Source organism: Aeromonas sp. DSM 116730, from assembly GCF_046581335.1.
Taxonomy (GTDB): Bacteria; Pseudomonadota; Gammaproteobacteria; order Enterobacterales; family Aeromonadaceae; genus Aeromonas; species Aeromonas rivipollensis.
The window spans coordinates 677296-701881 of sequence record NZ_CP144265.1 but is presented as its reverse complement, the minus strand read 5'-3'; the positions used below and the strand labels follow the sequence as shown (position 1 = coordinate 701881).

Annotated in this window: 21 protein-coding genes; 4 read left to right on the top strand and 17 right to left on the bottom strand. The window is 61.0% G+C overall.

All coding sequences use genetic code 11. The annotated features are described in order from the left end of the window. Nucleotides 1-40: 40 nt before the first annotated feature. The 7 genes from ispD to rlmD form a co-directional block, all read right to left on the bottom strand. Nucleotides 41-751: a 2-C-methyl-D-erythritol 4-phosphate cytidylyltransferase gene (gene ispD, locus Aeroheme_RS03405; RefSeq protein ID WP_411166685.1), complete on the bottom strand. Its 711-nt coding sequence runs from the start codon at nt 749-751 to the stop codon at nt 41-43. Continuing rightward, on the bottom strand, nt 744-1061 hold the full coding sequence (gene ftsB, locus Aeroheme_RS03400; RefSeq protein WP_106885834.1) for a cell division protein FtsB: 318 nt from the start codon (nt 1059-1061) through the stop codon (nt 744-746). Before ftsB ends, ispD begins: the two co-directional genes overlap by 8 nt. A 288-nt stretch (nt 1062-1349) precedes the next feature. After that, entirely contained in the window at nt 1350-2648 is a 1299-nt protein-coding gene (gene eno, locus Aeroheme_RS03395; protein WP_411166684.1) for a phosphopyruvate hydratase, read from the bottom strand. Nucleotides 2649-2737: 89 nt separating this feature from the next. Next, entirely contained in the window at nt 2738-4375 is a 1638-nt protein-coding gene (gene pyrG, locus Aeroheme_RS03390; protein ID WP_106885832.1) for a glutamine hydrolyzing CTP synthase, read from the bottom strand. 141 nt (nt 4376-4516) lie between these two features. Continuing rightward, the gene (gene mazG, locus Aeroheme_RS03385; RefSeq protein ID WP_411166683.1) at nt 4517-5314 is read right to left on the bottom strand and encodes a nucleoside triphosphate pyrophosphohydrolase; all 798 of its coding nucleotides are present in this window, start codon (nt 5312-5314) and stop codon (nt 4517-4519) included. Between the two features lie 74 nt (nt 5315-5388). Continuing rightward, nucleotides 5389-7599, bottom strand: coding sequence for a GTP diphosphokinase (relA, locus tag Aeroheme_RS03380; protein ID WP_025328250.1), 2211 nt, complete (start codon nt 7597-7599; stop codon nt 5389-5391). A gap of 252 nt (nt 7600-7851) precedes the next feature. Next, on the bottom strand, nt 7852-9174 hold the full coding sequence (gene rlmD / locus Aeroheme_RS03375; protein WP_411166682.1) for a 23S rRNA (uracil(1939)-C(5))-methyltransferase RlmD: 1323 nt from the start codon (nt 9172-9174) through the stop codon (nt 7852-7854). A 272-nt stretch (nt 9175-9446) separates the two neighbouring features. Here rlmD and barA point away from each other — a divergent pair, with 272 nt between their 5' ends. The 3 genes from barA (at nt 9447) to Aeroheme_RS03360 (ending at nt 13672) form a co-directional block, all read left to right on the top strand. Next, nucleotides 9447-12167 carry a two-component sensor histidine kinase BarA gene (barA, locus tag Aeroheme_RS03370; RefSeq protein WP_411166681.1) on the top strand — a complete coding sequence of 907 codons (2721 nt, stop codon included), beginning with the start codon at nt 9447-9449 and terminating at the stop codon, nt 12165-12167. 63 nt (nt 12168-12230) lie between these two features. Next, entirely contained in the window at nt 12231-12716 is a 486-nt protein-coding gene (locus Aeroheme_RS03365) for a DUF1456 family protein (RefSeq protein ID WP_025328253.1), read from the top strand. A gap of 41 nt (nt 12717-12757) precedes the next feature. After that, nucleotides 12758-13672, top strand: a complete 915-nt coding sequence (locus tag Aeroheme_RS03360; protein WP_411166680.1) for an N-acetylmuramoyl-L-alanine amidase — start codon at nt 12758-12760, stop codon at nt 13670-13672. Between the two features lie 69 nt (nt 13673-13741). On the opposite strand, the gene pdxJ is transcribed toward Aeroheme_RS03360, so the two are convergent. The 10 genes from pdxJ to rpoE form a co-directional block, all read right to left on the bottom strand. Further along, nucleotides 13742-14479 (bottom strand): pyridoxine 5'-phosphate synthase, encoded by a 738-nt coding sequence (gene pdxJ, locus Aeroheme_RS03355; protein WP_111910478.1) that lies wholly within the window; start codon nt 14477-14479, stop codon nt 13742-13744. Between the two features lie 140 nt (nt 14480-14619). Beyond that, complete coding sequence (gene recO / locus Aeroheme_RS03350; RefSeq protein ID WP_411166679.1) at nt 14620-15327, bottom strand: DNA repair protein RecO; 708 nt, start codon at nt 15325-15327, stop codon at nt 14620-14622. 14 nt (nt 15328-15341) lie between these two features. Beyond that, a complete protein-coding gene (gene era / locus Aeroheme_RS03345) occupies nt 15342-16247 on the bottom strand; it encodes a GTPase Era (protein ID WP_163137650.1) in 906 nt (301 codons plus the stop codon). A 58-nt stretch (nt 16248-16305) separates the two neighbouring features. Then, nucleotides 16306-16977, bottom strand: a complete 672-nt coding sequence (gene rnc, locus Aeroheme_RS03340; protein WP_042648730.1) for a ribonuclease III — start codon at nt 16975-16977, stop codon at nt 16306-16308. After that, nucleotides 16978-17901 (bottom strand): signal peptidase I, encoded by a 924-nt coding sequence (gene lepB / locus Aeroheme_RS03335; protein WP_411166678.1) that lies wholly within the window; start codon nt 17899-17901, stop codon nt 16978-16980. Nucleotides 17902-17904: 3 nt separating this feature from the next. Next, complete coding sequence (lepA, locus tag Aeroheme_RS03330; protein WP_042648728.1) at nt 17905-19698, bottom strand: translation elongation factor 4; 1794 nt, start codon at nt 19696-19698, stop codon at nt 17905-17907. Nucleotides 19699-19868: 170 nt separating this feature from the next. Continuing rightward, nucleotides 19869-20330, bottom strand: coding sequence for a SoxR reducing system RseC family protein (locus Aeroheme_RS03325; RefSeq protein ID WP_411167216.1), 462 nt, complete (start codon nt 20328-20330; stop codon nt 19869-19871). A gap of 90 nt (nt 20331-20420) precedes the next feature. After that, nucleotides 20421-21401, bottom strand: a complete 981-nt coding sequence (locus tag Aeroheme_RS03320) for a MucB/RseB C-terminal domain-containing protein (protein WP_106885822.1) — start codon at nt 21399-21401, stop codon at nt 20421-20423. A gap of 21 nt (nt 21402-21422) precedes the next feature. Next, nucleotides 21423-22010 carry a sigma-E factor negative regulatory protein gene (locus tag Aeroheme_RS03315; protein WP_106885821.1) on the bottom strand — a complete coding sequence of 196 codons (588 nt, stop codon included), beginning with the start codon at nt 22008-22010 and terminating at the stop codon, nt 21423-21425. A gap of 23 nt (nt 22011-22033) precedes the next feature. Next, nucleotides 22034-22615 (bottom strand): RNA polymerase sigma factor RpoE, encoded by a 582-nt coding sequence (rpoE, locus tag Aeroheme_RS03310; protein ID WP_106885820.1) that lies wholly within the window; start codon nt 22613-22615, stop codon nt 22034-22036. 181 nt (nt 22616-22796) lie between these two features. On the opposite strand from rpoE, the gene nadB reads away from it, so the two are divergent. Then, the gene (gene nadB / locus Aeroheme_RS03305; protein ID WP_106885819.1) at nt 22797-24404 is read left to right on the top strand and encodes an L-aspartate oxidase; all 1608 of its coding nucleotides are present in this window, start codon (nt 22797-22799) and stop codon (nt 24402-24404) included. Nucleotides 24405-24586 lie beyond the last annotated feature (182 nt).

The following is a 24586-nucleotide window of genomic DNA, read 5'->3' as shown; positions in this document are numbered from 1 at the left end:
AAACCATGTCCAATGCGGATCATGCGGGCCCCTCTGCGGGTCAATCGGGTCGCGCCTGCTGGCGCGCACTCTGTTGTTGTAAAAAGAGCTCGGCCAGGGAGAGATCTTCCGGTCGGGTCACCTTGATGTTGTCGGCACGCCCCTCCACCATCTTCACGGTAAAACCGGCGCGCTCCATGGCGGAGGCTTCGTCTGTGATGAGGGCCCCCAGTGCCAGCCCCTCCTCCAGCGCCCGTTTCAGGGTGCCGGCGGGGAACATCTGCGGCGTCAGGGCATGCCAGAGCTGTTCGCGCTCGACGGTGGCCACTATGTTGCCTGCCCCGTCGGTGCGTTTCATGGTGTCCCGCACCCGGCTGCCGAGGATGGCTCCATCGCACGCCATGGCTGTCGTGATCAGCTTGTCGAGATCGCTGTGGCAGAGGCAGGGACGGGCGGCATCGTGTACCAGCACCCACTTCCCCTGTGCCACATGCAGGGCGTTGAGCACCGAATAGGCGCGCTCGATTCCTCCCTCGACCCGCAGAATGCGCGGGTCGGCCGCCACGGCCAGTTGTTCGAACCACTCATCGTGCGGCGCCAGCGCCACTATCACCCGGGCTATGGCCGGATGGGACAATAAACAGCCGAGCGTATGCTCCAGGATGGTCTTCCCTGCCAGTGTCAGGTACTGCTTGGGGCAGTCGGCCCCCATGCGGCTGCCGATACCGGCGGCCGGAACTATGGCGGTCAGCCCGCTGTGGCAATCAGTCATCGTAGGGGACGCCGTCCGGCTCCGTTACTTGGTCTTTGTCTTTGGGAATGATCCGGTAGAAGGTCTCGCCCTGCTTGATGTAGCCAAGATCGTTGCGCGACAGCTCCTCGATGGCCTCAAGGCCCGAGGTCAGATCGTCGATCTCCCGGTAAATCAGGTTGTTGCGGTCCTTGAGAACCAGATTGTCCTGCTGTTGCCGCTCGATGGCATTGGAGAGCTCCCGATAATCGGATAGGCCGTTTTTCCCCAGCCAGAAGTCATATTGCAGCCCTCCCAAGAGGAGGAGCAGGATAAGAGTGAGTAGCCGCATGCACTGAGTCTCCTTCAAGCGGCCTAGTTTCCCATATTCGCAGGCAAGACAAAAGAAAGCCGGTGTGCCAGACGGGCCGGGGGAATAAAAAAGATGGCGGGGTCTCGCAGACGAGAGTCAAAAACCCGCGCTATCCCCAGGAGGGACGGCCTTGGCGCCAGGTTGGCGGCAACCACAGGAAAACCGCTGCCGATCAGGGGCTGGCCTGACAATTGGGGGGCGACGGATATAAAAAAGCCCCGCCAGCGTGGCGGGGCTTTTCAACAGCTTAAGAATTGCAGGCAGTAATTACTGGCCTTTTACTTCTTTCAGGCCGCGGAACGGAGCCTTGGCACCCAGGGCTTCTTCGATACGGATCAGCTGGTTGTACTTGGCAACACGGTCAGAACGGCTCATGGAACCGGTCTTGATCTGGCCAGCAGCGGTACCCACGGCCAGGTCGGCGATGGTCGCGTCTTCGGTCTCACCGGAGCGGTGGGAGATGACGGCGGTGTAGCCAGCGTCCTTGGCCATCTTGATGGCAGCCAGAGTTTCGGTCAGGGAACCGATCTGATTGAACTTGATCAGGATGGAGTTGGCGATGCCGTTGTCGATGCCGCGCTTCAGGATCTTGGTGTTGGTTACGAACAGGTCGTCACCCACGATCTGGATTTTCTTGCCCAGTTCAGCAGTCTGGTAGGCGAAGCCTTCCCAGTCAGATTCGTCCAGGCCATCTTCGATGGAGACGATCGGGAACTTGGTGGTCAGGTCGGCCAGGTAGTCGGAGAACTCGTTGGAGGTGAAGATACGACCTTCGCCCTTCAGGTTGTACTCTTTCTTCTCTGCGTCGTAGAACTCGGAAGCAGCGCAGTCCATGGCCAGGGTGATGTCGGTGCCCAGCTTGTAACCGGCAGCGGCAACGGCTTCGGAGATCACTTCCAGCGCTTCGGCGTTGGACTTCAGGTTAGGTGCGAAACCGCCTTCGTCGCCCACTGCAGTGGCGTAGCCCTTGGACTTCAGTACCTTGGCCAGGTTGTGGAAGACCTCGGCACCCATGCGGATGGCTTCTTTCAGGGTCTTGGCGCCAACCGGCTGGATCATGAACTCCTGGATGTCGACGTTGTTGTCGGCGTGCTCACCACCGTTGATGATGTTCATCATGGGCAGCGGCATGGAGTAGACACCCGGGGTGCCGTTCAGTTCGGCGATGTGGGCGTACAGCGGCAGGCCCTTGGCAGCAGCAGCGGCTTTGGCGTTAGCCAGGGAAACGGCCAGGATGGCGTTGGCGCCGAACTTGGATTTGTTCTCGGTACCGTCGAGGTCGATCATGATCTGGTCAATAGCGGCCTGGTCCTTGGCATCTTTACCCAGCAGAGCCTGAGCGATCGGGCCGTTAACGGCTTCGATGGCTTTCAGCACGCCTTTACCCAGGAAACGGCTCTTGTCGCCGTCACGCAGTTCCAGCGCTTCGCGGGAACCGGTGGACGCGCCAGACGGAGCGGCTGCCATACCAACAAAACCACCTTCCAGGTGAACTTCGGCCTCAACGGTCGGGTTACCACGGGAGTCGATGATTTCACGACCGATCACTTTAACGATCTTGGACATGTGTATTTCCTCAGGTTTCGTAAAAAAACAACAAAAATATGCCAAAAAAAGCGGCTGCGGCACAGAGCCCCAACCGCATTTATTTTCAATTACTTCAAATTACGCTTCTGATACTCGCCTGCCGCCTTCACAAAACCGGCGAACAGGGCGTGGCCATCACGGGGAGTCGAGGTGAACTCCGGGTGGAACTGCGCCGCCACGAACCAAGGGTGATCCGGAATCTCGATAATTTCCACCAGCTTCTTGTCGGCGGAGAGACCGGTCACCTTCAAGCCGGCCGCTTCGATCTGCGGCAGCAGCTTGTTGTTCACCTCATAACGGTGACGGTGACGCTCGTAAATGGTCGGGGTGCCGTACATCTGACGCACCTTGGAGCCTTCTACCAGGTGGCAGAGCTGGGAACCCAGACGCATGGTGCCACCCAGATCGGATTTCTCGGTGCGGGTCTCGACGTTGCCTTCTTCATCCACCCATTCGGTGATGAGGCCGACAACCGGGTAGGCGCAATCTTTCTTGAATTCGGAGGAGTGAGCCCCTGTCATGCCAGCCACGTTGCGAGCGAACTCGATCATGGCAACCTGCATCCCCAGACAGATACCCAGGTAAGGGATCTTGTTCTCACGGGCATACTGGGCGGCCAGGATCTTCCCTTCCACGCCACGCTCACCGAAACCACCCGGGACCAGGATGGCGTCCAGACCTTCCAGCAGCTCGGAGCCACGGGTCTCGATGTCCTGGGAGTCGATGAACTTGATGTTGACGGAGAGACGCGTCTTCAGGCCGCCATGCTTGAGCGCCTCGTTGACGGACTTGTAGGCATCCGGCAGGGAGACATACTTGCCGACCATGCCGATGGTCACTTCTGCGGTCGGGTTGGCCTCTTCATAGACCACCTGTTCCCACTCGGACAAGTCAGCTTCCTTGCACTCCAGACCGAAACGGGCGATGAAGTAGTCATCCAGATTTTGGGACTTGAGCAGCGCCGGGATCTTGTAGATGGAGTCGACGTCCTTCATGGAGATGACGGCGCGCTCCGGCACGTTGCAGAACAGGGCGATCTTGGCACGCTCGTTGGCCGGAATGGCGCGATCGGAGCGGCAGATCAGCACGTCTGGCTGGATCCCGATGGAGAGCAGCTCTTTGACGGAGTGCTGGGTCGGCTTGGTCTTCACTTCACCGGCAGCGGCCAGGTAAGGAACCAGGGTCAGGTGCATGAACATGGCATTGTCGCGGCTCACTTCGGCAGCCAGCTGACGAATGGCTTCGAGGAACGGCAGGGACTCGATGTCGCCCACTGTACCGCCCACTTCGACGATGGCCACCTGATGGCCTTCGGCGCCGGCAATCACCCGCTCCTTGATGGCGTTGGTGATGTGCGGGATGACCTGGATGGTGGCGCCCAGATAGTCACCACGACGCTCTTTGCGCAGCACGTCGGCATAGATGCGGCCGGTGGTGAAGTTGTTGCGACGGGTCATCTTGGTGCGGATGAAACGCTCGTAATGGCCCAGATCCAGATCGGTCTCGGCCCCGTCCTCGGTTACGAACACTTCACCGTGCTGGGTCGGGCTCATGGTGCCCGGATCCACGTTGATATAGGGGTCCAGTTTCATGATGGTCACATCCAGACCACGGGCTTCCAGAATGGCTGCCAGAGAAGCTGCGGCAATGCCTTTGCCGAGGGATGAAACAACGCCACCAGTTACAAAAATATATTTTGTCGTCATGCTGAACCTGAAAGAAGTTTAGGGAATTTTAAGGGGTGCTTCGGGGATGAAGCAGGACGGGGAAACAGTATACCAAAACCCCCTCTCCCAAACAATGAACAAAAATCTATCAGGCTCGCCGCCCCCTCGTCTTGCGCCAAATCAACTTTGTTCGGTTTCCTTGGCCTTGTCCCAGGCGGAGTCCAGCTTTTCGAGCGAACAATCGGTCATTTTCAAGCCTTCCGCAGCGATAAATTGCTCAACCTGCCGAAAGCGACGCTCGAACTTGGCGTTGGCGCCCCGCAGCACCTGCTCCGGATCCTTGCCCAAGTGACGCACCAGATTGACGGTGGCAAACAAGAGATCGCCAAGCTCATCGCTCACCCGCGCCTCGTCCACGTCGACCATCAACGCTTCTTCCATCACCTCCTCGATCTCCTCGTGGATCTTGTCCACCACGGGGCCGAGGGTCTTCCAGTCGAAACCGACGGTGGCGCAGCGCTTCTGGATCTTGGCGGCCCGGGTCAGGGCCGGTAGCGAGAGGGGGATGTCGTCCAGCACGCTCTCTTTATCGAGTGCCGCCCGCTCTTTGGCTTTTTCCGCCTCCCAGTTCACCTTGACCGCCTGCTCATCGCCAAGATCCGCATCGGAAAACACATGGGGATGACGGCGAATGAGCTTCTCGCTCACCGCATCGACGATGTCGGCAAAATCGAACAGTCCCTGCTCCTTGCCAAGCTGGGCGTAGAAGACCACCTGGAACAGCAGATCCCCCAGTTCACCCTTCAATCCTTCCCAATCCTGGGTCTCGATGGCATCGGCCACTTCGTAGGCCTCCTCCAGGGTGTGGGGCACTATGGTCTGGAAGCTCTGCTTGAGATCCCAGGGGCAGCCCCCGTCCGGGGAGCGCAGCTGAGCCATGATGTCGAGCAATTGAGGCAGGTCGTAACGTTGGGACATGAGAGGGTCGCTTCACTTCGTTGAAAGGGTTAAAACAGGACCGGCCACGGAGGCCGGTCACTTTTTATGGGGTATCAGAGGCGCTTGGCGCTGATCACGTCGTTGAGCTGGCTGAGCTTGGCCAAGGCCCGGTTAAAGGCGTTGATGTTGTAGATCTCCAGTTCCATGTCGATCTCGGCGGTCTGCTCGCGCACGTTGGAGCGTGAACGCACCCCCATGACGTTGATCTTCTCGTTGGCCAGCACTGTGGTGATGTCCCGCAGCAGGCCGGATCTGTCGTTGGAGAGGATGCGAATGGTGAGACCATAGCCGCCGGAGTAGTTCTCCCCCCAGACCGCATCGATCAGTCGCTCCGGATTGCGGCGAGAGAGCTCTTTCAGCTGTTCGCAATCTTCCCGGTGAATGGAGACGCCACGACCCATGGTGATGAAGCCCTGGATGGAGTCGCCCGGGATGGGCTGGCAGCAGCGGGCAATGTGGGTCATCAGATTGCCGACCCCTTCTACTACGATGTGATCCTTGGCCTTGGGGCGGAAGGGCGCATTGGCCTTCTGCTCCAGCTTCTCCAGCAGGCGGCGGTCTTCTTCCTCCGCCGTCGGCTTGTTGTAACGGGTGTCGAGGTAGTTGAGCAGCTGGTTGATGCGGATGTCGCCGCTGCCGATCCCGGCCAGCAGATCCTCCAGCTCCTCCGCATGGAAGCGTTCCAGCACCACCTTGTCTACCTTGGAGAGGGTCAGGTTGTGCCTGTCCAGCTCCTTCTCCAGCAGCTCCTTGCCGGCGGCGATGTTCTTGTCCCGATCCAGCTTTCTGAACCAGGTCGCCACCTTGGCTCTCGCCCGGCTGGAGCGCAGGAAGCCCGCATTGGGGTTCATCCAGTCCCGGCTCGGGTTCGGTTCCTTCTGGGTGATCACCTCCACCTGATCACCGGTCTGCAGCGTGTAGGTAAAGGGCACTATGCGGCCATCCACCTTGGTCCCGATGCAGCGGTGGCCGATCATGCTGTGAACGTGATAGGCGAAATCGAGCGGGGTAGCCCCCGCCGGCAGGTCGATGACGTCCCCCTTGGGGGTGAACACATAGACTCTGTCCTCGAACACCTGACTGCGCAGGTCGTCCAGCAAAGAGCCGCTCTCGGAGAGATCCTCCTGCCAGGCGAGGAGCTTGCGCAGCCACTCGATCTTGTCTTCGAAGGTACTGGTCTTGGCGGCGGCCTGAGCCCCTTCCTTGTAGCGCCAGTGAGCCGCGACGCCGAGTTCGGCATCCTGATGCATCTGCTCGGTGCGGATCTGGATCTCCACCGTCTTCCCCTCCTCCCCCACCACCACTGTGTGGATGGACTGGTAGCCGTTGGGCTTGGGGTTGGCGACATAGTCGTCAAACTCGCGGGGAATATGGTGGAAATGGGTGTGAACTATGCCAAGCGCCGCATAGCAATCCTGCAGCCGCTTGGTGATCACCCGCACCGCACGCACGTCGAACAGCTCGTTGAATTCGAGGTGCTTCTTCTGCATCTTGCGCCAGATGCTGTAGATGTGTTTCGGGCGGCCGTAGACTTCGGCCTCGACCCCGGCCTCCGCCAGCGCATCGCGCAGGGACTGCACGAACTCGCGGATGTAGCGCTCCCGATCGAGTCGTTTCTCGTCGAGCTGCTTGGCGATCTGCTTGTAGGTGTCCGGGTGCAGGTAACGGAAGGCGAGATCTTCGAGCTCCCACTTGAGCTGACCTATGCCGAGGCGGTTGGCAAGGGGCGCATAGATGTTGGTGATCTCCTGGGCCATCAGCACCCGGGTCTCCTCATCCGCCAGCTTGGCCTCCCGCAGGCAGGCGATCCGCTCCGCCAGCTTGATGACGACGGCGCGCACATCCTCCACCATGGCGAGCAACATGCGGCGCACGTTGTCCACCTGCTCCGGCGAGGTCTCGCTGCGGTGCAGGGTCTGCAGGGAGCGGATGGCCTCCATCTCCAGCACCCCTTCCACCAGCTTGGCGATCTTGGGGCCGAAGTCCTCGTTCACCTTCTCCTGCTTGATGAGACCGGCTTCGACGAAGGGATAGAGGATGGCCGACTTGAGGGTGGCGAGATCCATGCTGAGCATCAGCAGTATGCCCACCATCTCGACCCCACGCACCAGCAGGCGGCTGGTGAGCGCCTCGTCGCCAAGCGTCAGACAATACTGGTAGACGGTTCGCAGTTGATTCTTGTCACTTTCACTTAAGGAGAGGGAGCTGACCCACTCTTCCAGAGTGAAATTGTCTTTCAAATGAATTTCGCGCACCGCAACCATGGTATCAATCCTTAAAATTGTGGGGCCGGAAAGCCGATGCTCTCTGCCATCCCCTCATCAGCTGATGACTGCCTCAAATGGGGATGCGCGAAAGAGTTTTCAAGGCATGTTGCCGATCCCGGCAACAGGTTTCTCTCGCACATCAGGTCCATTTTTGCAGATCTAGATTACCCTAATCACCCCTGCTCAAACAGCGCTACCAGCATCGGAAGGCCGACAAAACGCAGCCCCGGCAATCTGAAAACAGCCTGCTCAATCCCGTTCAAACAGCGCCATGGACTCCAGGTGGCCGGTGTGGGGGAACATGTCCAGCATCCCCAGACGGGCCAGTCGATAACCCCCCTTCACCAATACCTGGCTGTCCCGGGCCAGGGTGACAGGGTTACAGGAAACATAGACCACCCGCTTGGGCGAAAGTGCCACCACGTGGCTCATGACTTCCAGCGCCCCGGGCCGGGCCGGATCCAGCAGCACCAGATCGAAGCCTTCCCGCGCCCAGGACATGCCGACTATGTCGCCGCTCAAGTCCGCCTTGTAGAAACGGGCGTTGTCGATGCCGTTGCGTCTGGCATTCTCCTCGGCACGGGCCACCATGGCGAGCTCCCCCTCGACCCCCACCACTTCACGGGCCTGACGGGCCAGCGGCAGGGTGAAGTTGCCGATGCCGCAGAAGAGATCCAGCACCTTGTCGTCCTTGGTCGCCCCCAGCCACGCCAGCGCCTGGGTCACCATGCTCTGATTGATGGGGCCGTTGACCTGAATGAAGTCGCCAGGGGCGAATGCAAGAGACAGGCCATCGAGGGTGTAGCTCGGCTGAAATTGTTGGCGCAGGGGTTCGATGCGCTCATCCGCCGCCTGAAGGTAGAGGTCTATCCCCTGGGCTTCGGCAAACGCCACCAGCAGGGCGCGATCCGCCTCGTTGGGGCGACCTGTGTGGCGCAGCAGCATCATGATGCCCTGTTCTGCCTGGATGAGCTCCGCATGGCCCAGCTCGCGCTGGCTCTTCAAGCGATTGAGGCACTCGCGCAGGGGGGTGATGAGGGCAGAGAGGGGATCGGCCAACACGGGGCAGCCCGCCACCTCCACCAGATCATTGGATTGACGGCGACGGAAGCCCACCCGGGTGCAGCGACCGTTCTTGTCAAACTTGATGGCGAGACGGCAGACCCGGCGGTAGGCGCGGGACTCCCCCTTGAGCACGGGCTCGAGCGCCGGCGCCTTGATGTTGCCAAGGCGCTCGAACAGGCTGACCAGCCCGGCCTCCTTGACCGCCTGCTGATCCGCTTCGCCGAGGTGCTGGGCACTGCAACCGCCGCACTCGCGATAATGGGGGCAGAAGGGATCGATGCGATTGGCCGCCGGGGTCACTATCTGTTGCAGGGCGGCGTGGGCATAGTGCTTCTTGTCATCGAGGATGCGAGCCTTGATCAGCTCACCGGGGAGTGCCCCTTCGACGAAGATGGCCTTGCCCTGATGACGGCCGACACCGACACAGTGGTGGTCCAGACTGTCTATCGTAAATTCAATACGTTGGGGCTGGGTGGATTTCTTTTGGGGCTTGAAAAACTGGGCCATAAAACTTGGTGCCTATAGGTGGCTATGTCATGATTGTGGAATCTGCAGCAGGCCATTGTCCCACAAGAATAATAGTATGACCAAATGCGGCCTGAGGGCCCGAGCTGCGGCCTCTGCCCCATTGCCCAATCTGACCATAAGTGGCCCATTGATATGACAGGATACGGCCTGAGCGCCCTTACGGTGACATCGACTGTATTGCCAGCCCTCCCCCTGCGCCCACAGGCCCCCGAGGCTATGGTCTTCATCATGTTTGCCGGCGGTTTATCAGCATGACCAAGTACGGCCTCAGAGCCCGTGTACTGGCATTTACCATATTGCCAACCCTGATCATCGGCGGCCTGATCGCCGGTTACTTCACCTTCCACCGCTACCATCAGCTGGAAAACAACCTGATCGATCAGGGCATCAACATCATAGAGCCCCTGGCCATCGCCAGTGAATACGGCATGACCCAGCACAGTCGCGAATCCCTCAAGCGGCTGATAGGGCTGACCCATCGCAAGAACTCCCCCTTCATCAAGTCCATCGCCGTCTTCACCCAGGACAACCAGCTGTTCGTCACCTCCAACTACCACAGGGACTTCAGCCAGCTGCGCCTGCCGGACGGCAGCGCCATCCCGGCGCTGACCAGCGTCACCTTCAACGGCGATGACATCATATTGCGCACCCCCATCCAGGCCGAGACCAGCCTGGACGGCTTCCCCCTGCCGAGCGACCTGGAGCCGCCGGTCATCGGCTACATCTCCATGCAGCTCGCCACCGACAGGGCCATAGTCCTGCAATATCGCGACGCCTTCTTCGCGGTGATCATAGTGCTCATCGGCCTCGCCATCAGTACCCTGTTCGGCTTCCGCCTGGTCAAGAGCGTGACCCAGCCCATCACCGATATGGTGCAGGCGGTGCACAGGATCAGGGAGGGGCGCCTCGATACCCGGGTCAGCGGTCAGCTCACCGGCGAGCTGGACATGCTGAAGAACGGCATCAACGCCATGGCCAAGGCGCTCTCCGAATACCATGAGGAGATGCAGCAGAACATCGATCAGGCGACCTCGGATCTGCGAGAGACGCTTGAACAAATAGAGATCCAGAACGTCGAGCTCGACATGGCGAAGAAACGGGCGCAAGAGGCGGCCAGGGTCAAATCCGAGTTTCTGGCCAACATGTCCCACGAGCTGCGCACCCCGCTCAACGGCGTCATCGGCTTCACCCGCCAGCTGCTCAAGACCAGCCTGACCCCGAGCCAGACCGACTACATGCAGACCATAGAGAAGTCGGCGCGCAACCTGCTTGGCATCATCAACGACATCCTTGACTTCTCCAAGCTGGAGGCGGGCAAGCTGCAGCTCGAGCATATACCGTTCAGCCTGCGGGACACCCTCAACGAGACCATGCACCTGCTGGGACCGAGTGCCCACGACAAGCAACTCGAGCTCTCCTTGCAGGTAGACGCCGCCGTGCCGGACTACCTCACCGGCGACCCCATGCGCCTGCAACAGGTGCTGACCAACCTCGCCGGCAACGCCATCAAGTTCACCGAACGGGGCAACGTCGATGTGCGCGTCGAGCAGACCGGGGCCCCCAACGGCAGCAAGGTACGCCTGCGGGTCCTCATCCGCGATACCGGCATCGGCATCTCGGAGGAGCAGCAACGCCAGCTGTTCCAGGCCTTCAATCAGGCCGACTCCTCCATCTCCCGCCGCTATGGTGGCACCGGTCTTGGCCTCGTCATCACCCAGAAACTGGTGCAGCAGATGGGAGGCCAGATCCGCTTCGAATCCGAGCTTGGCAAGGGCTCCGTCTTCTCCTTCAACCTGGAGCTGGATGTCTCTCCCCTGCCCCAGACCGAGCGGCTGCCGCTGGATCGCATCCTGGGCAAGCGGGTCTGGCTGCTGGAGCCAGATCCCTTCACTCACGCCTCCCTGCTCGCCCTGCTGGCCGAATGGCAGCTGGACGTGCAGTCCCTGACCATAACCGACGACTGGCCTGAGATGGGCAGCCAGGACATGGTGATCATCGGCAGCAGCACACTGCACACCCCGCAGCAGGTGATCACCCGCCTCGATGGCCTCAGCGGGCAACAGAACACCATAGTGCTGCTCAGCAGCCACGAGCCGGCGCTTTATGACGCCATGCTGGCCCATGGCGCCGCCCACTGCCTCTCCAAGCCCATCAACCACCGCAAGCTGCTGCACGCCCTGCTCTCCCCCGAGGCGGCCAGGCGTACGCCGCTGCCCGCGCCGATACCCCACCGGGTACAGGCCGTCAAGGTGCTGGCGGTGGATGACAACGCCGCCAACCTCAAGCTCATCGCTGCCATGCTCAAGGAGATGGTGACCGAGGTGGTGGTGTGCAAGAACGGCAAGGAGGCGGTCAACCTGGCCCAGAGCCAGCCGTTCGACATCATCTTCATGGATATCCAGATGCCCGTCATGGATGGCATCAGCGCCACCCAGGCGATCCGCCATCACTCCCTCAACACCGAGACCCCCATAGTCGCGGTCACCGCCCATGCCATCCCGGGCGAGCGGGAGCGGCTGATCCGCCAGGGCATGGACGACTACCTGGCCAAGCCCATCGACGAGGGCATGCTGGCGCAGCTCATCACCGACTTCGCCCACAGACGCCACCAGAACCAGGGGGATCAGCAGATAGACTGGACCCTGGCGGTGCGCCAGGCGGCGGGCAAGCCGGAACTCGCCAGGGAGATGCTGACCATGCTGCTGGCCAGTTTCGACGAGGTGGAACCCATGCTGGACGAGGCGCTGGCGGGCGGAGTGGAGGATGCCGAGGTGCTGGCCCAGCTCCATCGCCTCAACGGCGGCTGTGCCTACTCGGGGGTGCCCGGCCTGCAACGCCTGCTCTCCCAGCTCGAGCAGCAGTTGCGCGACGGCGTACCGGTTAGCGAGCTCGAACCCGAGCTGCTGGAGCTGCAAGATGCCCTGGAGCAGGTGCGGCGGGAGGCCCCCCGCTACCTCTCCCTGGCCGAGTGAGGCGCTTTTTCTGACTGCGGGGCCCGCAGATGGTAAAATCGCGCCGTTTCCACAGGAGTCAACATGACCAACAACGATATTCTGCGCCGCCTGCGCTATGCCCTCACCATCAGCAACGATCAGATGGTCGAGATGTTTGCCAAGGGCAACCTGACCGTCGATCACGCCCAGCTCCACAGCTGGTTGCTGAAAGAGGCAGCGGAAGGGGAAGAGCAGGAAGCAGGCTATGCCGCCTGCCCGGACTCGGCCCTGAGCCAGTTCCTCGACGGCTTCATCGCCGTGCGTCGCGGTGTGCGGGAAAATGCCCCGCCCCAGGTGATCCCGAACCGGATCAACAACAACCTGATCCTGCGCAAGCTGCGCATCGGCCTCGACTACAAGGAAGAAGACATGCTGGGCACCCTCAAGCTCGCCAACTTCAACCTCTCCAAGTCCGAGCTGAGCGCCCTGTTCCGCGCCAAGGATCACAAGCACTACCAGGATTGCGGGGATCAGATCCTGCGCAACTTCCTCATCGGCCTCACCGCCAAGTACAGGTCAGAGCCATGAGCCCGCGCGCGCACGTCACCCTCAGACAGCGCGCCTGAGCCATGGGCCAGCGCACCTGCCCCCCGTCATTCCGCCTGGGCGGCAGGCCGCGCTGGCCATCCCTTGTTTCCCCCTGGCCAAACAGATGCCGCACCATACTGCTGTCACTCTGCCTGCTGCTGGGGCTCGGCGCCTGCCAACCGGCGCCTTATCAGCTCTCCACCCGCCATGTCAGCGCCAACCAGAATGAGCGCATCGCTTTTCTGATCCTCCACTACACAGACGAGGACGACGCCCGCTCCCTGCGTCTGCTGACCGAACCCGAACACAAGGTGAGTGCCCACTACCTGATCCCCCGCGACACCGAGCAACGCCCGCTCCCCGTTTACCAGCTGGTTCCCGACAGCCAACGCGCCTGGCACGCCGGTCGCAGCCGCTGGCATCAGTATGCCGGGCTCAACGCCAGCTCGCTGGGCATTGAGATAGTCAATCTGGGTTATCCCACGGAAGACGAATCCCTGCCTGCCCACCTGAGGCGCTGGCAACCCTATACCCGGGCCCAGATCGCCGCCCTCGGCGCTCTCACCCGGGATCTGGTCGATCGCTACCACATTCCCCCCACCCAGGTGCTGGCCCACAGCGACATAGCCCCCGAACGCAAGCAGGATCCCGGCCCCCACTTCCCCTGGCGCGAGCTGGCCCTTCACCATGGCGTCGGCGCCTGGCCAGACGAGGCCAGAGTGGCCGAACTACGCCAAGCGCCACTCCCCGTCTGGGATGCGCAGCAATGGCAGCAACAGCTCGCCCGCTACGGCTATGGGGTAGCGCCAAGCGGCGCCTGGGATGAGCAGAGCCGCGCCGCCATGCGCGCATTCCAGCTCCATTTCCGCCCCGCCTTGATCACCGGGGAGCCGGATGCCGAGTGCCAGGCCATCCTCATGGCCCTGCTGGAGCGCTATTTCCCCGAGCCGGGCTGAGCCCCCTTCCCCGAAAACAACAAGGGACGCCGAGGCGTCCCTTGTTTATGCGATGCAGGCAGACCGGCATCAGATCCCCTGACGGGCTTCCTGCATCAGCAGGCGCATGTCACTGACCGCCTTGGCCAGACCGTCGAAGGCGGCACGGCCTATGATGGCGTGGCCGATATTGAGCTCATAGAGCTCGGGAATGGCGGCGATGGCCTTGACGTTGTGGTAGTGCAGGCCGTGGCCGGCATTGACCTTGAGTCCCTTGCCAGCGGCATAGGAGGCGCCGGCGGCGATGCGCTTGAACTCGGCATTGCGCTCCGCATCCGTGGTGGCATCGGCATAGCGACCGGTGTGGATCTCGATGAAGGGGGCACCACTCTCGGCGGCCGCATCTATCTGGATGGGGTCGGCGTCGATGAAGAGCGACACCTGGGCGCCGACGGCGGCGAGGCGGGTCACCGCATCGGTGATCTTGTCGAGCTGACCGGCCACATCCAGGCCGCCCTCTGTGGTCACCTCGGTACGCTTCTCCGGTACCAGGCAGACGAACTGGGGCTGGATGCGGCAGGCGATGCCGATCATCTCCTCTGTTACCGCCATCTCCAGGTTCATCCTGGTCTGGATGGTCTGGCGCAGTATCTCGACGTCGCGGTCGGTGATGTGGCGGCGATCTTCGCGCAGGTGAACCGTGATGCCATCGGCACCGGCCTGCTCGGCCACGAAGGCGGCCTGGACAGGATCGGGATACTGGGTGCCGCGGGCGTTGCGCAGAGTGGCGATATGGTCGATGTTCACACCCAGATAGATTTCACTCATTGAGGACTCCTTGAAACTCTTCATCTGTTGACTGCGCGGCTACCGCGCGAATATCCGTATATCAGCTCGTAGGTTCGATTAGCGCAGCGTAATCGGACGTCGGTAACATTCTTACCGTGTCGGGTAACGCCGCAGAGCGGTTAACCCAAGCTATTCCGGCGTTTTAAAAACAACTCCCGGCTCTTTAACTGGCGTTTACCCAGATAGGGTTGCAGCGCCAGCCTGCTGAAACGCTTGGCCGCCTGCAGCAAGGGAGGGGTATCGAAGCGCCCCTCGGCAAAGGCCAGCAAGTGGGCGCCGAGGAACAGGGTACGGGGATCCGGCGCCCGCTCGCAAGCGACAAAGCCGAGCTCCCGCTCGAAGCCGTAGAGCAGCTCGGGCTGGATCGGGGAGTCGTCGTCGGCGGTATATTCGAAGTCCACCGCATAGCCGAGCGCCTGCAGCAGCAGGAACTCGAAGCGGCGCAGGGGCAGCTCTGGCGTCTCGCCGTCCGCCAGCGCCATCAGGGCACGGGCATAGGCATCAAACACCTCGGGAAAGGGGGTATGGGCTTCGAGCAGGTAGTAGACCAGCTCGTTGAGATAGAGACCGTAGAAGAGGCGATCGCCACCGAGTCGCAGGGAGTGATCCGGGCATTCGACCTGGGCGAGGTTCTTGAGATCCCCCTTGCCACGCCAGCTCATGGTGAGCAGGGTGAAGGGTTGCAGCAGCCCCTTCAGAGGGGAGCGTGGCCCGCGAGAACCGCGAGCCACCAGGGTAAATCGGCCGCTATCCTGGGTGAAGACCTCGACCAGCTGACTGGTCTCCCGATAGGGCCGACTGTGGATGACGAAAGCCGGGTTCAGCAATCAGTCAGCGCCACTTAATCGTCACCGTAGCCAAGACTGCGCAGGGCGCGCTCGTCATCGGCCCAGCCGGACTTGACCTTGACCCAGAGCTCCAGGTGCACCTTGTTCTGGAACAGGCGTTCCATGTCGAGGCGAGCTTCGGTACCTATGGTCTTGATCTTCTCGCCCTTGTTGCCGATGACCATCTTCTTCTGGCCATCGCGCTCCACCAGGATGAGGCCGTGGATGTGGTAGAGGCCGTTCTCTTCCACCTTGAAGCGCTCGATCTCCACCGTCACCGAGTAGGGCAGCTCCTCGCCGGTGAAACGCATCAGCTTCTCACGGATGATCTCGGAGGCCATGAAGCGGGACGAGCGGTCGGTCACGTAATCTTCCGGGAAGAAGAAGTTGTTCTCCGGCAGCAGATCCTTGGCCCACTCGCGGATCTTCTCCACATTGGTGCCCTTCTCGGCACTGATGGGCAGTATGTGGGCAAAGTTCATCTGCTGACCCAGCCACTCCAGGTGGGGCAGCAAGTCTTCTTTCTCTTTGACGTTGTCTACCTTGTTGACCGCCAGCACCACGGGGCAAGGCAGGTGGCGCAACTTGCCGAGCACCATCTCGTCGTCCTTGGTCCAGTGGGTACCGTCGACCATGAAGACCACCATGGCCACATCACCCAGGGAACTGGTGGCGGCGCGGTTCATCAGGCGGTTGATGGCCCGCTTCTCTTCGATGTGCAGACCCGGGGTATCCACATAGATGGTCTGGTAGTTCTCCTCGGTGTCTATCCCCAAAATCCGGTGACGGGTGGTCTGGGGTTTCTTCGAGGTGATGCTGACCTTCTGGCCAAGCAGCTTGTTGAGCAGGGTAGACTTGCCCACGTTGGGGCGGCCCACTATGGCGACAAAGCCGCAATAGGTAGTATCTGTATCCGTCATGACAGTTTTTCCAGTGCCTGTTGTGTTGAAAGACCGCGGCCTCTTGCATCAATAGCAGTCATGACAGTCTTTCCAGTGCTTGCTGCGCCGCTGCCTGTTCGGCCTTGCGGCGGCTGGTGCCGACCCCGACCAGCGGACCATCCAGGCCATCCACGTCACACTGGACGGTGAACTCCTGGTTGTGGGCTTCGCCCTTGACGTTGGTCACTGTGTAGGTCGGCAGGGATTTGCGGCTTCCCTGCAAAATTTCCTGCAGCCGGGTCTTGGGATCCTTCTGCTCTATGCCTGGTTTGATCTCGTCCAGGCGGCTGGCGTACCAACCGAGCAACAGAGTCCGCACCCGCTCCAGATCGGTATCCAGATAGACGGCGCCGATCACCGCCTCGACAGTGTCGGCCAGGATAGACTCGCGACGGAACCCGCCGCTTTTCAGCTCGCCGGGCCCCAGGATCAGGTGATCCCCGAGGTCGAACTCCCGGCCGAGTTCGGCCAGGGTCTTCTCCCGCACCAGGGTGGCGCGCATTCGGCTGAGATCCCCTTCCGCCGCTTGCGGGAAGCGGTGGAAGAGGTCATCGGCAATCACCAGACTCAGGATGGAGTCCCCCAGAAATTCCAGTCGCTCGTTGTGACGGGAACCGGCGCTGCGGTGGGTCAGCGCCCGGGTCAGCAGCTCTTGATCCTGAAAGACATGCCCGAGACGGGACTGCAGTCTGTTCATCTTGATATTCATTTACTTGATTCCGCCAATGCGGTTGAAGCGCACACCGGTCGGCACCCAGCTTGGCAAGCTGGATCCTTCCTCGCGCTCAAATTCGAAACTGATCCAGATGGCAACCGCCTTGCCCACCAGGTTCTGCTCGGGCACGAAGCCCCAGAAACGACTGTCGGTACTGTTGTCGCGGTTGTCACCCATCACGAAATAGTGGCCTTCCGGCACCACCCACTCATCCGGGTAGGTCCCCGGCTGGCGGTAATAACGGTCGACCAGGTCCGGCATCAGGGGGTTACGCAGGGTCTCGTGAGAAACTGTGCCCAGCTGCTCGGTGTAGCGATCCAGCGGGATCCCCATCTGGCTGAACTCCCCCCGTTGCTCGAACTTGACCTCGAGCTTCTTGAAGCCCGGGCACGTTTTCCCTTCCTGCTCCTCGCACTTGGGCCGGATCATCAGCTCCTTGTTGCGATAGATCACCCGATCGCCGGGCATGCCGACCACCCGCTTGATGTAGTCCACCCGGGTATCCAGCGGATACTTGAACACCACCACATCGCCACGCTCGGGAGAACCCGTCTCGAGGAACTTGGTGTTGGTCACGGGATCACGCAGGCCGTAGGCGAACTTCTCCACCAGGATGAAGTCGCCCACCAGCAGGGTGGGCATCATGGAACCAGAGGGGATCTGGAACGGCTCGAAGATGAAGGAACGCAGGATCAGCACCAGCGCTATGACCGGGAAGACACCACCGGTCTGCTCGATCCAGACCGGCATGGGAGCCACCTTGGCCAGCGTCTTCTCATCGATGTTCGGGCCAGCGTTGGCACGGGCAGCCGCAATCTTGGCCGCCCGCTGCTTGGACCAGACCAGCTTGTCGACTGTCCAGATGATGCCGGTCAGCAGGGTGACTATGGCCAGGATCAGGGAAAAGGTGCTTGCCATCTATTAATCCTTTCCGACGTGGAGAATGGCGAGGAAGGCCTCTTGCGGCACGTCGACACGGCCCAGGGACTTCATCCGCTTCTTGCCTTCTTTCTGCTTGTTCAGCAGCTTTTTCTTACGGCTCACGTCACCGCCGTAGCACTTGGCGGTTACGTCCTTGCGCAGGGCCTTGACCGTGCTGCGGGCGATGATCTGGTTGCCGATGGACGCCTGAATGGCGATGTCGAACATCTGGCGCGGGATCAGCTCGCGCATCTTCTCCACCACCTGGCGACCGCGATACTGGGCGTTCTCCTTGTGGGTGATGATGGCCAGGGCATCGACGCGCTCACCGTTGATCATGATGTCGAGGCGGACCATCTCGGAGGTTTCGAAGCGCTTGAAGCCGTAATCCAGGGAGGCGTAGCCGCGACTGGTGGATTTGAGGCGGTCGAAGAAGTCGAGCACCACTTCCGCCATCGGGATCTCGTAGGTCAGCGCCACCTGCTTGCCGTGATAGACCATGTTGGTCTGCACACCACGCTTTTCGATACAGAGGGTGATCACGTTGCCCATGTACTCCTGCGGCAACAAGATGTTGCACTCGGCGATGGGCTCGCGCATCTCTTTGATATTGTTGACCGGAGGCATAGCCGCCGGGCTGTCGATGTGGATGGTCTCGCCGTTGTTCAGCTCGATTTCATACACTACGGTCGGTGCCGTGGTGATGAGATCCAGATCGTATTCCCGCTCCAGACGCTCCTGGATGATCTCCATGTGCAGCATGCCGAGGAAGCCACAACGGAAGCCGAAGCCCAGTGCGGTGGAGCTTTCCGGCTCGAAGAACAGGGAGGCATCGTTCAGGGAGAGCTTGTCCAGCGCATCGCGGAACGACTCGTAGTCATCGCTGGAGATGGGGAACAGACCCGCATAGACCTGCGGCTTCACCTTCTTGAAGCCAGCCAGCGCCTTGTCGGCACCGTTCTTGGCTTGCGTCAGGGTATCGCCCACAGGGGCGCCGTGGATGTCCTTGATGCCGCAGACGACCCAACCTACCTCGCCACAACCCAGGCCCATGGTGTCCACTTGCTTGGGGGTGAAGATACCGATGCGATCCACGCCCCACACCTGACCGGTGCTCATCACCTTGATCTTGTCGTTCTTCTTGAGCGAACCGTTCTTGATGCGCACCAGGGAGACGACGCCCAGGTAGGAGTCGAACCAGGAGTCGATGATCAGCGCCTGCAGCGGGGCATCCGGATCACCTTCCGGTGACGGGATACGGGCCACTATCTCTTCCAGCACCAGATCGACACCCAGGCCGGTCTTGGCGGAGCAACGCACCGCATCGATGGCGTCTATGCCGACTATGTCCTCGATCTCTTCCGCAACCCGCTCGGGTTCTGCGGCAGGCAGATCGATCTTGTTCAGGATGGGCACCACTTCCAGCTCCATCTCCATGGCGGTGTAGCAGTTGGCCAGAGTCTGTGCCTCAACCCCCTGACCGGCATCCACCACCAGCAGAGCCCCTTCACAGGCCGCCAGGGAGCGAGAAACCTCGTAGGAGAAATCCACGTGGCCCGGGGTGTCGATAAAGTTCAGCTGATAGGTGTTACCGTCTTGTGCCTGGTAGTTCAGGGTCACACTCTGTGCTTTGATGGTAATGCCGCGCTCGCGCTCCAGATCCATGGAGTCAAGCACCTGAGCCTGCATCTCGCGGTCGGACAGGCCGCCACAAGTCTGGATCAGACGGTCCGACAGGGTCGATTTACCGTGGTCGATGTGCGCAATAATCGAAAAGTTACGAATGTGTTTCATCGAGCAAGAATCACTCAAAATTAAGTTAGGGTCGGATATGAGGGCAGGATTTTACTGGATAACCAGGTCGACGGCCAATCTTTAGTCGGCGGGCACCAGAAATAGCGCCTTGTCTGGCGGGCCCTCGGCACCAAAACGGCGGCGACGGGGCCAGAAAAGGGTAGCGCCGCTCAGGAGAGGTGGCGGGTATTGAGTACCACACCGAGCATGCGGGGACCATATTCCCCTTGCTCGAGCCGGGCAGAAAAGTAACGAACCAGTAAAAATCCGACTGTGCCCCCCAGCAGGCAGCTGAGGATGGTGACGCCCTCCCCCGCCGACAGCTGCGGCGCCAGCCAGAGCTGACCGAGCAGGGCACCGAGCAGCAGGCAGAACAGCGGCAGCACATAGACCAGGGCAGCACCGCGCAGGATACTCGCCTGGGGAATACCGAGCCTGATTTGCTGGCCAACCAGGACCTCGGCGGTCAGCGCCACCCGCAGTCGCTGCGACTTCAGGGGAAAGGCCTTGGCGACTGTGCCGGTACCGCAGTTGGACTGCTGATGGCAGCCGCTGCAGGCGGAGCGCCGTTCGCACTCCACCCAGGCATAAGCCCCCTCGACAGCCACCACTGTTGCCAGCTCTTCGCTCATGTTACTCACAGGATGACTCCAGACGAACGGCTATGGATTTACCTGATCTCAGCACGGTCGTCCCGGTTCGGCAAGTGGCAGCATGCCGCCTCACTGTACCGCCTCGTTGCGGGCCAGCGGCTGCACCGACTCGGCGATGCGCTTGGCCGTCTCGGTGGGGACTTCCCCAACCACGGTGATCTCCACCCCGACCTCGTTGACGAAACTCACCAGCGAGGTGGCTCCCTGGCGGATCAACTGCTGGCGCACCGCCTGCTTGGGATCGACCCGGGAGACATAGACGGAGAGATCCACCACACCGTCCGACAACATCATGTAGTCCACCGGCAGACTGGTGCTGACCAGCTGATGCCTGTCCTGAGAGAGTACCTTGAATCCACCCGGCAGCCAGGTCAGGTGCCAGCTCAGGGTCTGCTGGGGGGCGGGATAGGCGTCTTCCAATGCCAGCGCATCGGGCAGCTTGCTGCGGGCCAGGGTGACAAGCCAGGGCGCCGGCGCCGGCTGCCTGTCCAGATCCACCCCCAGCACCTGTTCGACCAGGTTGCCTTCCTTGTCCACCATGTCCACCCGCAACAGCAGATGACTCTGCTCGTCGACCCAGAGCACAAAGCCGTACTTGTCCGCCTCCTTGGGCACCAGTCTCACGACCTGAGCCACCAGGCCGGCCACCCGGCTGCGACCGGCCAGCACGGGATCATAGCTCTCCAGCACCCGGGGCAGCGGCATCTTCACCAGGCTCGACCAGACGCCCGGGAAACGCGCTCCCTTGAGGGTGTAAGGTTCGTGAGTGTTTTCAAAGAAGGTGTATTCGTTCTGGCGTTGCAGGTACTCCACCGCCTTACCGTCGAGATAACTCAGATGAGCGACCTCTTTGCCATCGATCACCCCGTGGCTGAAGCGAATGGGCTCGAGGCGTCCCTGACGGGCCTTGACCATGGACAACTCAAAATTTTGTTGCGAAACGGCACTCTGCATCTGCTGCAACAAGGCCTCGGCCGACAGATCGTCGGCCGAGGCCTTGGCACAAATCAGCAGGAGAGAGGCCAGCAGAATGAGGCTGGACTGGCGCACGGTCTGATCCCTAAAGATGCGTTATTCCTGAATCTGCTTGTCTTGCAGCAGACGCTGTTGCAATTGATGGTCTCGCAGGAAGGCGTTGATACGCTCGCGCTGCTCCTGCATCTGTTGCTCGTTCAAGCCTTGCTGGCGAGGAGTGGCACGGTTGCCCTCCTGGGGATAGTGCACGCTCACTGGCGTCGCACTGCCACCGACCGGTATGGTGTTGAGCACAGGGTTGGCCGGCATGCCGTCGTTGCCCTGATACTGCTGCACCCCGAAGATGACGGCGGCAGCCACAGAGGCAGCAATGGCATACTGCCCCATTTGCTGGCCAAAGCGACGGATCAGAGGCACCACCTTGCCAGCAGGCTTCACCTGGGGCGCAACAGGTTGCACCGGCTTGGGCGCCAGTATGACGGGTTCGTCTTCCAGTGCCAGCATGATGCTGTCACTGAGATCCAGTTGCAGATTGACCGGCAGGTCTCCCCGCATGGCATCACCGATCAGATGGTAACGAGCCCAGGTATCTTGCAGAGCGGGATCCGTTCCCAGCTCGTTCAGAACCTCCATGTCGCTGAGGTCACCATCCATCAGGGCTGAAAGTTGCTCTTTATTTGCCATAAGTTTGCCTGTCTTTCCCCAGTTTAATTCTCGATCAGAGGTTGCAGCTTTTTGTCGATTGCTTCCCTCGCCCGAAAGATACGGGATCTCACCGTACCCACAGGGCAATCCATGATCTCCGCAATCTCTTCGTAGCTCAGCCCTTCCATTTCACGAAGGGTGATCGCTGTTCTCAAGTCTTCTGGCAAGGCTTCTATGGCGGCAAACACAGTGCGCTTGATCTCGTCGGTCAGCGCCAGGTTTTCGGGGGTGGCCACTTCTTGCAGGGCTTCACCACCACCATAATATTCAGCCTCGTCCGCTTCGACATCACTGCTGGGCGGTCTGCGCCCCTGTGAGGTCAGGTAATTTTTGGCCGTGTTCACGGCGATCCGATACAACCAGGTGTAAAACGCGCTCTCGCCACGGAATGTCGGCAACGCACGGTAAGCCTTGATAAAGGCCTCCTGCGCCACATCCGGCACATCGCCCGGATTGTTGACATACCTGGCCACCAGGTTGACCACCTTATGCTGGTATTTTTTTACCAACAGGTTGAATGCATTTTTATCGCCACGCTGGACCCGTTCAACCAGCTGTTCGTCCAGTAGATTCTGGTCGCTCATCAGAGCCGTAAAACCCCCATCAGGTTATCGTTCTTCTTTTCCGGCCCCTTCTAAGCGCACAAGTTCAGACAGGGAGAATCAGAGAAAGTTCGCTTGCATTGAAAAAAATGTGATGCGGGCTGCATCACAACCCCCCTTGGGCTACCATGGGGCCAGTTCTTAATCCAGGCCAATGATACTTATGAAAGCAAGTGTTGAATACCTTTGCGACGTACTGATCATTGGCAGCGGTGCCGCCGGTCTGTCCCTCGCGTTGCGATTGGCAGACCAGGCCAAAGTCCTGGTTCTGAGCAAGGGGCCCATCAGTGAGGGGGCCACTCTCTATGCGCAAGGAGGCATCGCTGCCGTGTTCGACGAGACCGACAGCATCGAATCCCATGTGAGCGACACGCTCAACGCCGGCGCCGGGTTGTGTGACCCGGCGGTGGTGGAGTTCACCGCTCGCAACGCCCGCGACTCCATCCAGTGGCTGATCCAGCAGGGCGTTCCCTTCGATCAGGAAGAGGATGCCGAGGGGGAATCCCACTATCACCTGACCCGGGAAGGGGGTCACAGCCATCGCCGCATCTTCCACGCGGCGGACGCCACCGGCAAGGCGGTGCAGCTCACCCTGATCGATCAGGTCCGCTCCCACCCCAATATCCAGCTGATGGAGCGCTTCAACGCGGTCGACCTCATCACCACCCGCAAGCTGGATCTGCCGGGCAACAGGGTGCTCGGCGCCTACGTCTGGAACCGCAATGTCGAGCAGGTCGAGGTGATCCGCGCCCGCTTCGTGGCGCTGGCCACCGGCGGTGCCTCCAAGGTGTATCAGTACACCTCCAACCCGGACGTGAGCTCGGGGGACGGCATCGCCATGGCGTGGCGTGCCGGCTGCAGGGTGGCAAACCTGGAGTTCAACCAGTTCCACCCCACCAGCCTGTTCCACCCCGATGACCCCAACTTCCTGCTGACCGAAGCCCTGCGTGGCGAGGGTGCCTATCTGCGCCGTCCCGACGGCAGCCGCTTCATGCCAGACTTCGACGAGCGGGCCGAACTGGCGCCGCGGGATATAGTCGCCCGCGCCATCGACCACGAGATGAAACGCCTCGGCGCCGACTGCATGTATCTGGACATCAGCCACAAGCCGGCGGATTTCATCATCAAGCACTTCCCGACCATCTTTGAGCGCTGCCTCGCGGTCGGCATCGACATCACCAAGGAGGCCATGCCCATCGTCCCGGCGGCGCACTACACCTGTGGCGGCGTGATGATAGACAACAACGGCCAGACCGACATCCCGGGTCTCTACGCCATCGGCGAGGTGACCTACACCGGGCTGCACGGCGCCAACCGCATGGCGTCCAACTCCCTGCTCGAATGCGTGGTCTATGCCCATCAGGCGGGGGCCGACATCCTGGCCAAGCTGCCCATGAGCGTGGAGCCGCCGAGCCTGCCCGCCTGGGACGAGAGCCAGGTGGATGACTCGGACGAACAGGTGGTGATCCAGCACAACTGGCACGAGCTGCGGCTGATGATGTGGGATTACGTGGGGATAGTGCGCACCAACAAGCGCCTGGCCCGCGCCAAGCGCCGCATCGACCTGCTCAAGCAGGAGGTCCAGGAGTACTATGCGAACTTCCGCGTCTCCAACAACCTGCTGGAGCTGCGCAACCTGTTGCAGGTGGCCGAGCTCATCGTCAACTGTGCCCTGGAGCGCAAGGAGTCCCGCGGACTGCACTATAACCTCGACTACCCGGACATGCAGCCGAACCCCAAGCCGACAGTGCTGACACCGGATCGGGAGTGATCCGGCACAAGCCAGAGGCGTGCTGCGGATTGCACTGCCTGCACCCGGACTACCCGGACAAGCAGCCGAACCTCAGGCAGACAGTGCTGACACCGGATCGGGAATGATCCGGCACAAGCCAGCGGCGTGCTGCGGATTGCACTGCCTGCCCCCGGACTACCCGGACAGGCAGCCGAACCTCA

Bases quoted from the DNA above. Each gene is read 5' to 3' on its own strand.
- ispD (WP_411166685.1), bottom strand. From the start codon at position 751: ATGACTGATTGCCACAGCGGGCTGACCGCCATAGTTCCGGCCGCCGGT.
- ftsB (WP_106885834.1), bottom strand. From the start codon at position 1,061: ATGCGGCTACTCACTCTTATCCTGCTCCTCCTCTTGGGAGGGCTGCAA.
- eno (WP_411166684.1), bottom strand. From the start codon at position 2,648: ATGTCCAAGATCGTTAAAGTGATCGGTCGTGAAATCATCGACTCCCGT.
- pyrG (WP_106885832.1), bottom strand. From the start codon at position 4,375: ATGACGACAAAATATATTTTTGTAACTGGTGGCGTTGTTTCATCCCTC.
- mazG (WP_411166683.1), bottom strand. From the start codon at position 5,314: ATGTCCCAACGTTACGACCTGCCTCAATTGCTCGACATCATGGCTCAG.
- relA (WP_025328250.1), bottom strand. From the start codon at position 7,599: ATGGTTGCGGTGCGCGAAATTCATTTGAAAGACAATTTCACTCTGGAA.
- rlmD (WP_411166682.1), bottom strand. From the start codon at position 9,174: ATGGCCCAGTTTTTCAAGCCCCAAAAGAAATCCACCCAGCCCCAACGT.
- barA (WP_411166681.1), top strand. From the start codon at position 9,447: ATGACCAAGTACGGCCTCAGAGCCCGTGTACTGGCATTTACCATATTG.
- Aeroheme_RS03365 (WP_025328253.1), top strand. From the start codon at position 12,231: ATGACCAACAACGATATTCTGCGCCGCCTGCGCTATGCCCTCACCATC.
- Aeroheme_RS03360 (WP_411166680.1), top strand. From the start codon at position 12,758: ATGGGCCAGCGCACCTGCCCCCCGTCATTCCGCCTGGGCGGCAGGCCG.
- pdxJ (WP_111910478.1), bottom strand. From the start codon at position 14,479: ATGAGTGAAATCTATCTGGGTGTGAACATCGACCATATCGCCACTCTG.
- era (WP_163137650.1), bottom strand. From the start codon at position 16,247: ATGACGGATACAGATACTACCTATTGCGGCTTTGTCGCCATAGTGGGC.
- rnc (WP_042648730.1), bottom strand. From the start codon at position 16,977: ATGAATATCAAGATGAACAGACTGCAGTCCCGTCTCGGGCATGTCTTT.
- lepB (WP_411166678.1), bottom strand. From the start codon at position 17,901: ATGGCAAGCACCTTTTCCCTGATCCTGGCCATAGTCACCCTGCTGACC.
- lepA (WP_042648728.1), bottom strand. From the start codon at position 19,698: ATGAAACACATTCGTAACTTTTCGATTATTGCGCACATCGACCACGGT.
- Aeroheme_RS03325 (WP_411167216.1), bottom strand. From the start codon at position 20,330: ATGAGCGAAGAGCTGGCAACAGTGGTGGCTGTCGAGGGGGCTTATGCC.
- Aeroheme_RS03315 (WP_106885821.1), bottom strand. From the start codon at position 22,010: ATGGCAAATAAAGAGCAACTTTCAGCCCTGATGGATGGTGACCTCAGC.
- rpoE (WP_106885820.1), bottom strand. From the start codon at position 22,615: ATGAGCGACCAGAATCTACTGGACGAACAGCTGGTTGAACGGGTCCAG.
- nadB (WP_106885819.1), top strand. From the start codon at position 22,797: ATGAAAGCAAGTGTTGAATACCTTTGCGACGTACTGATCATTGGCAGC.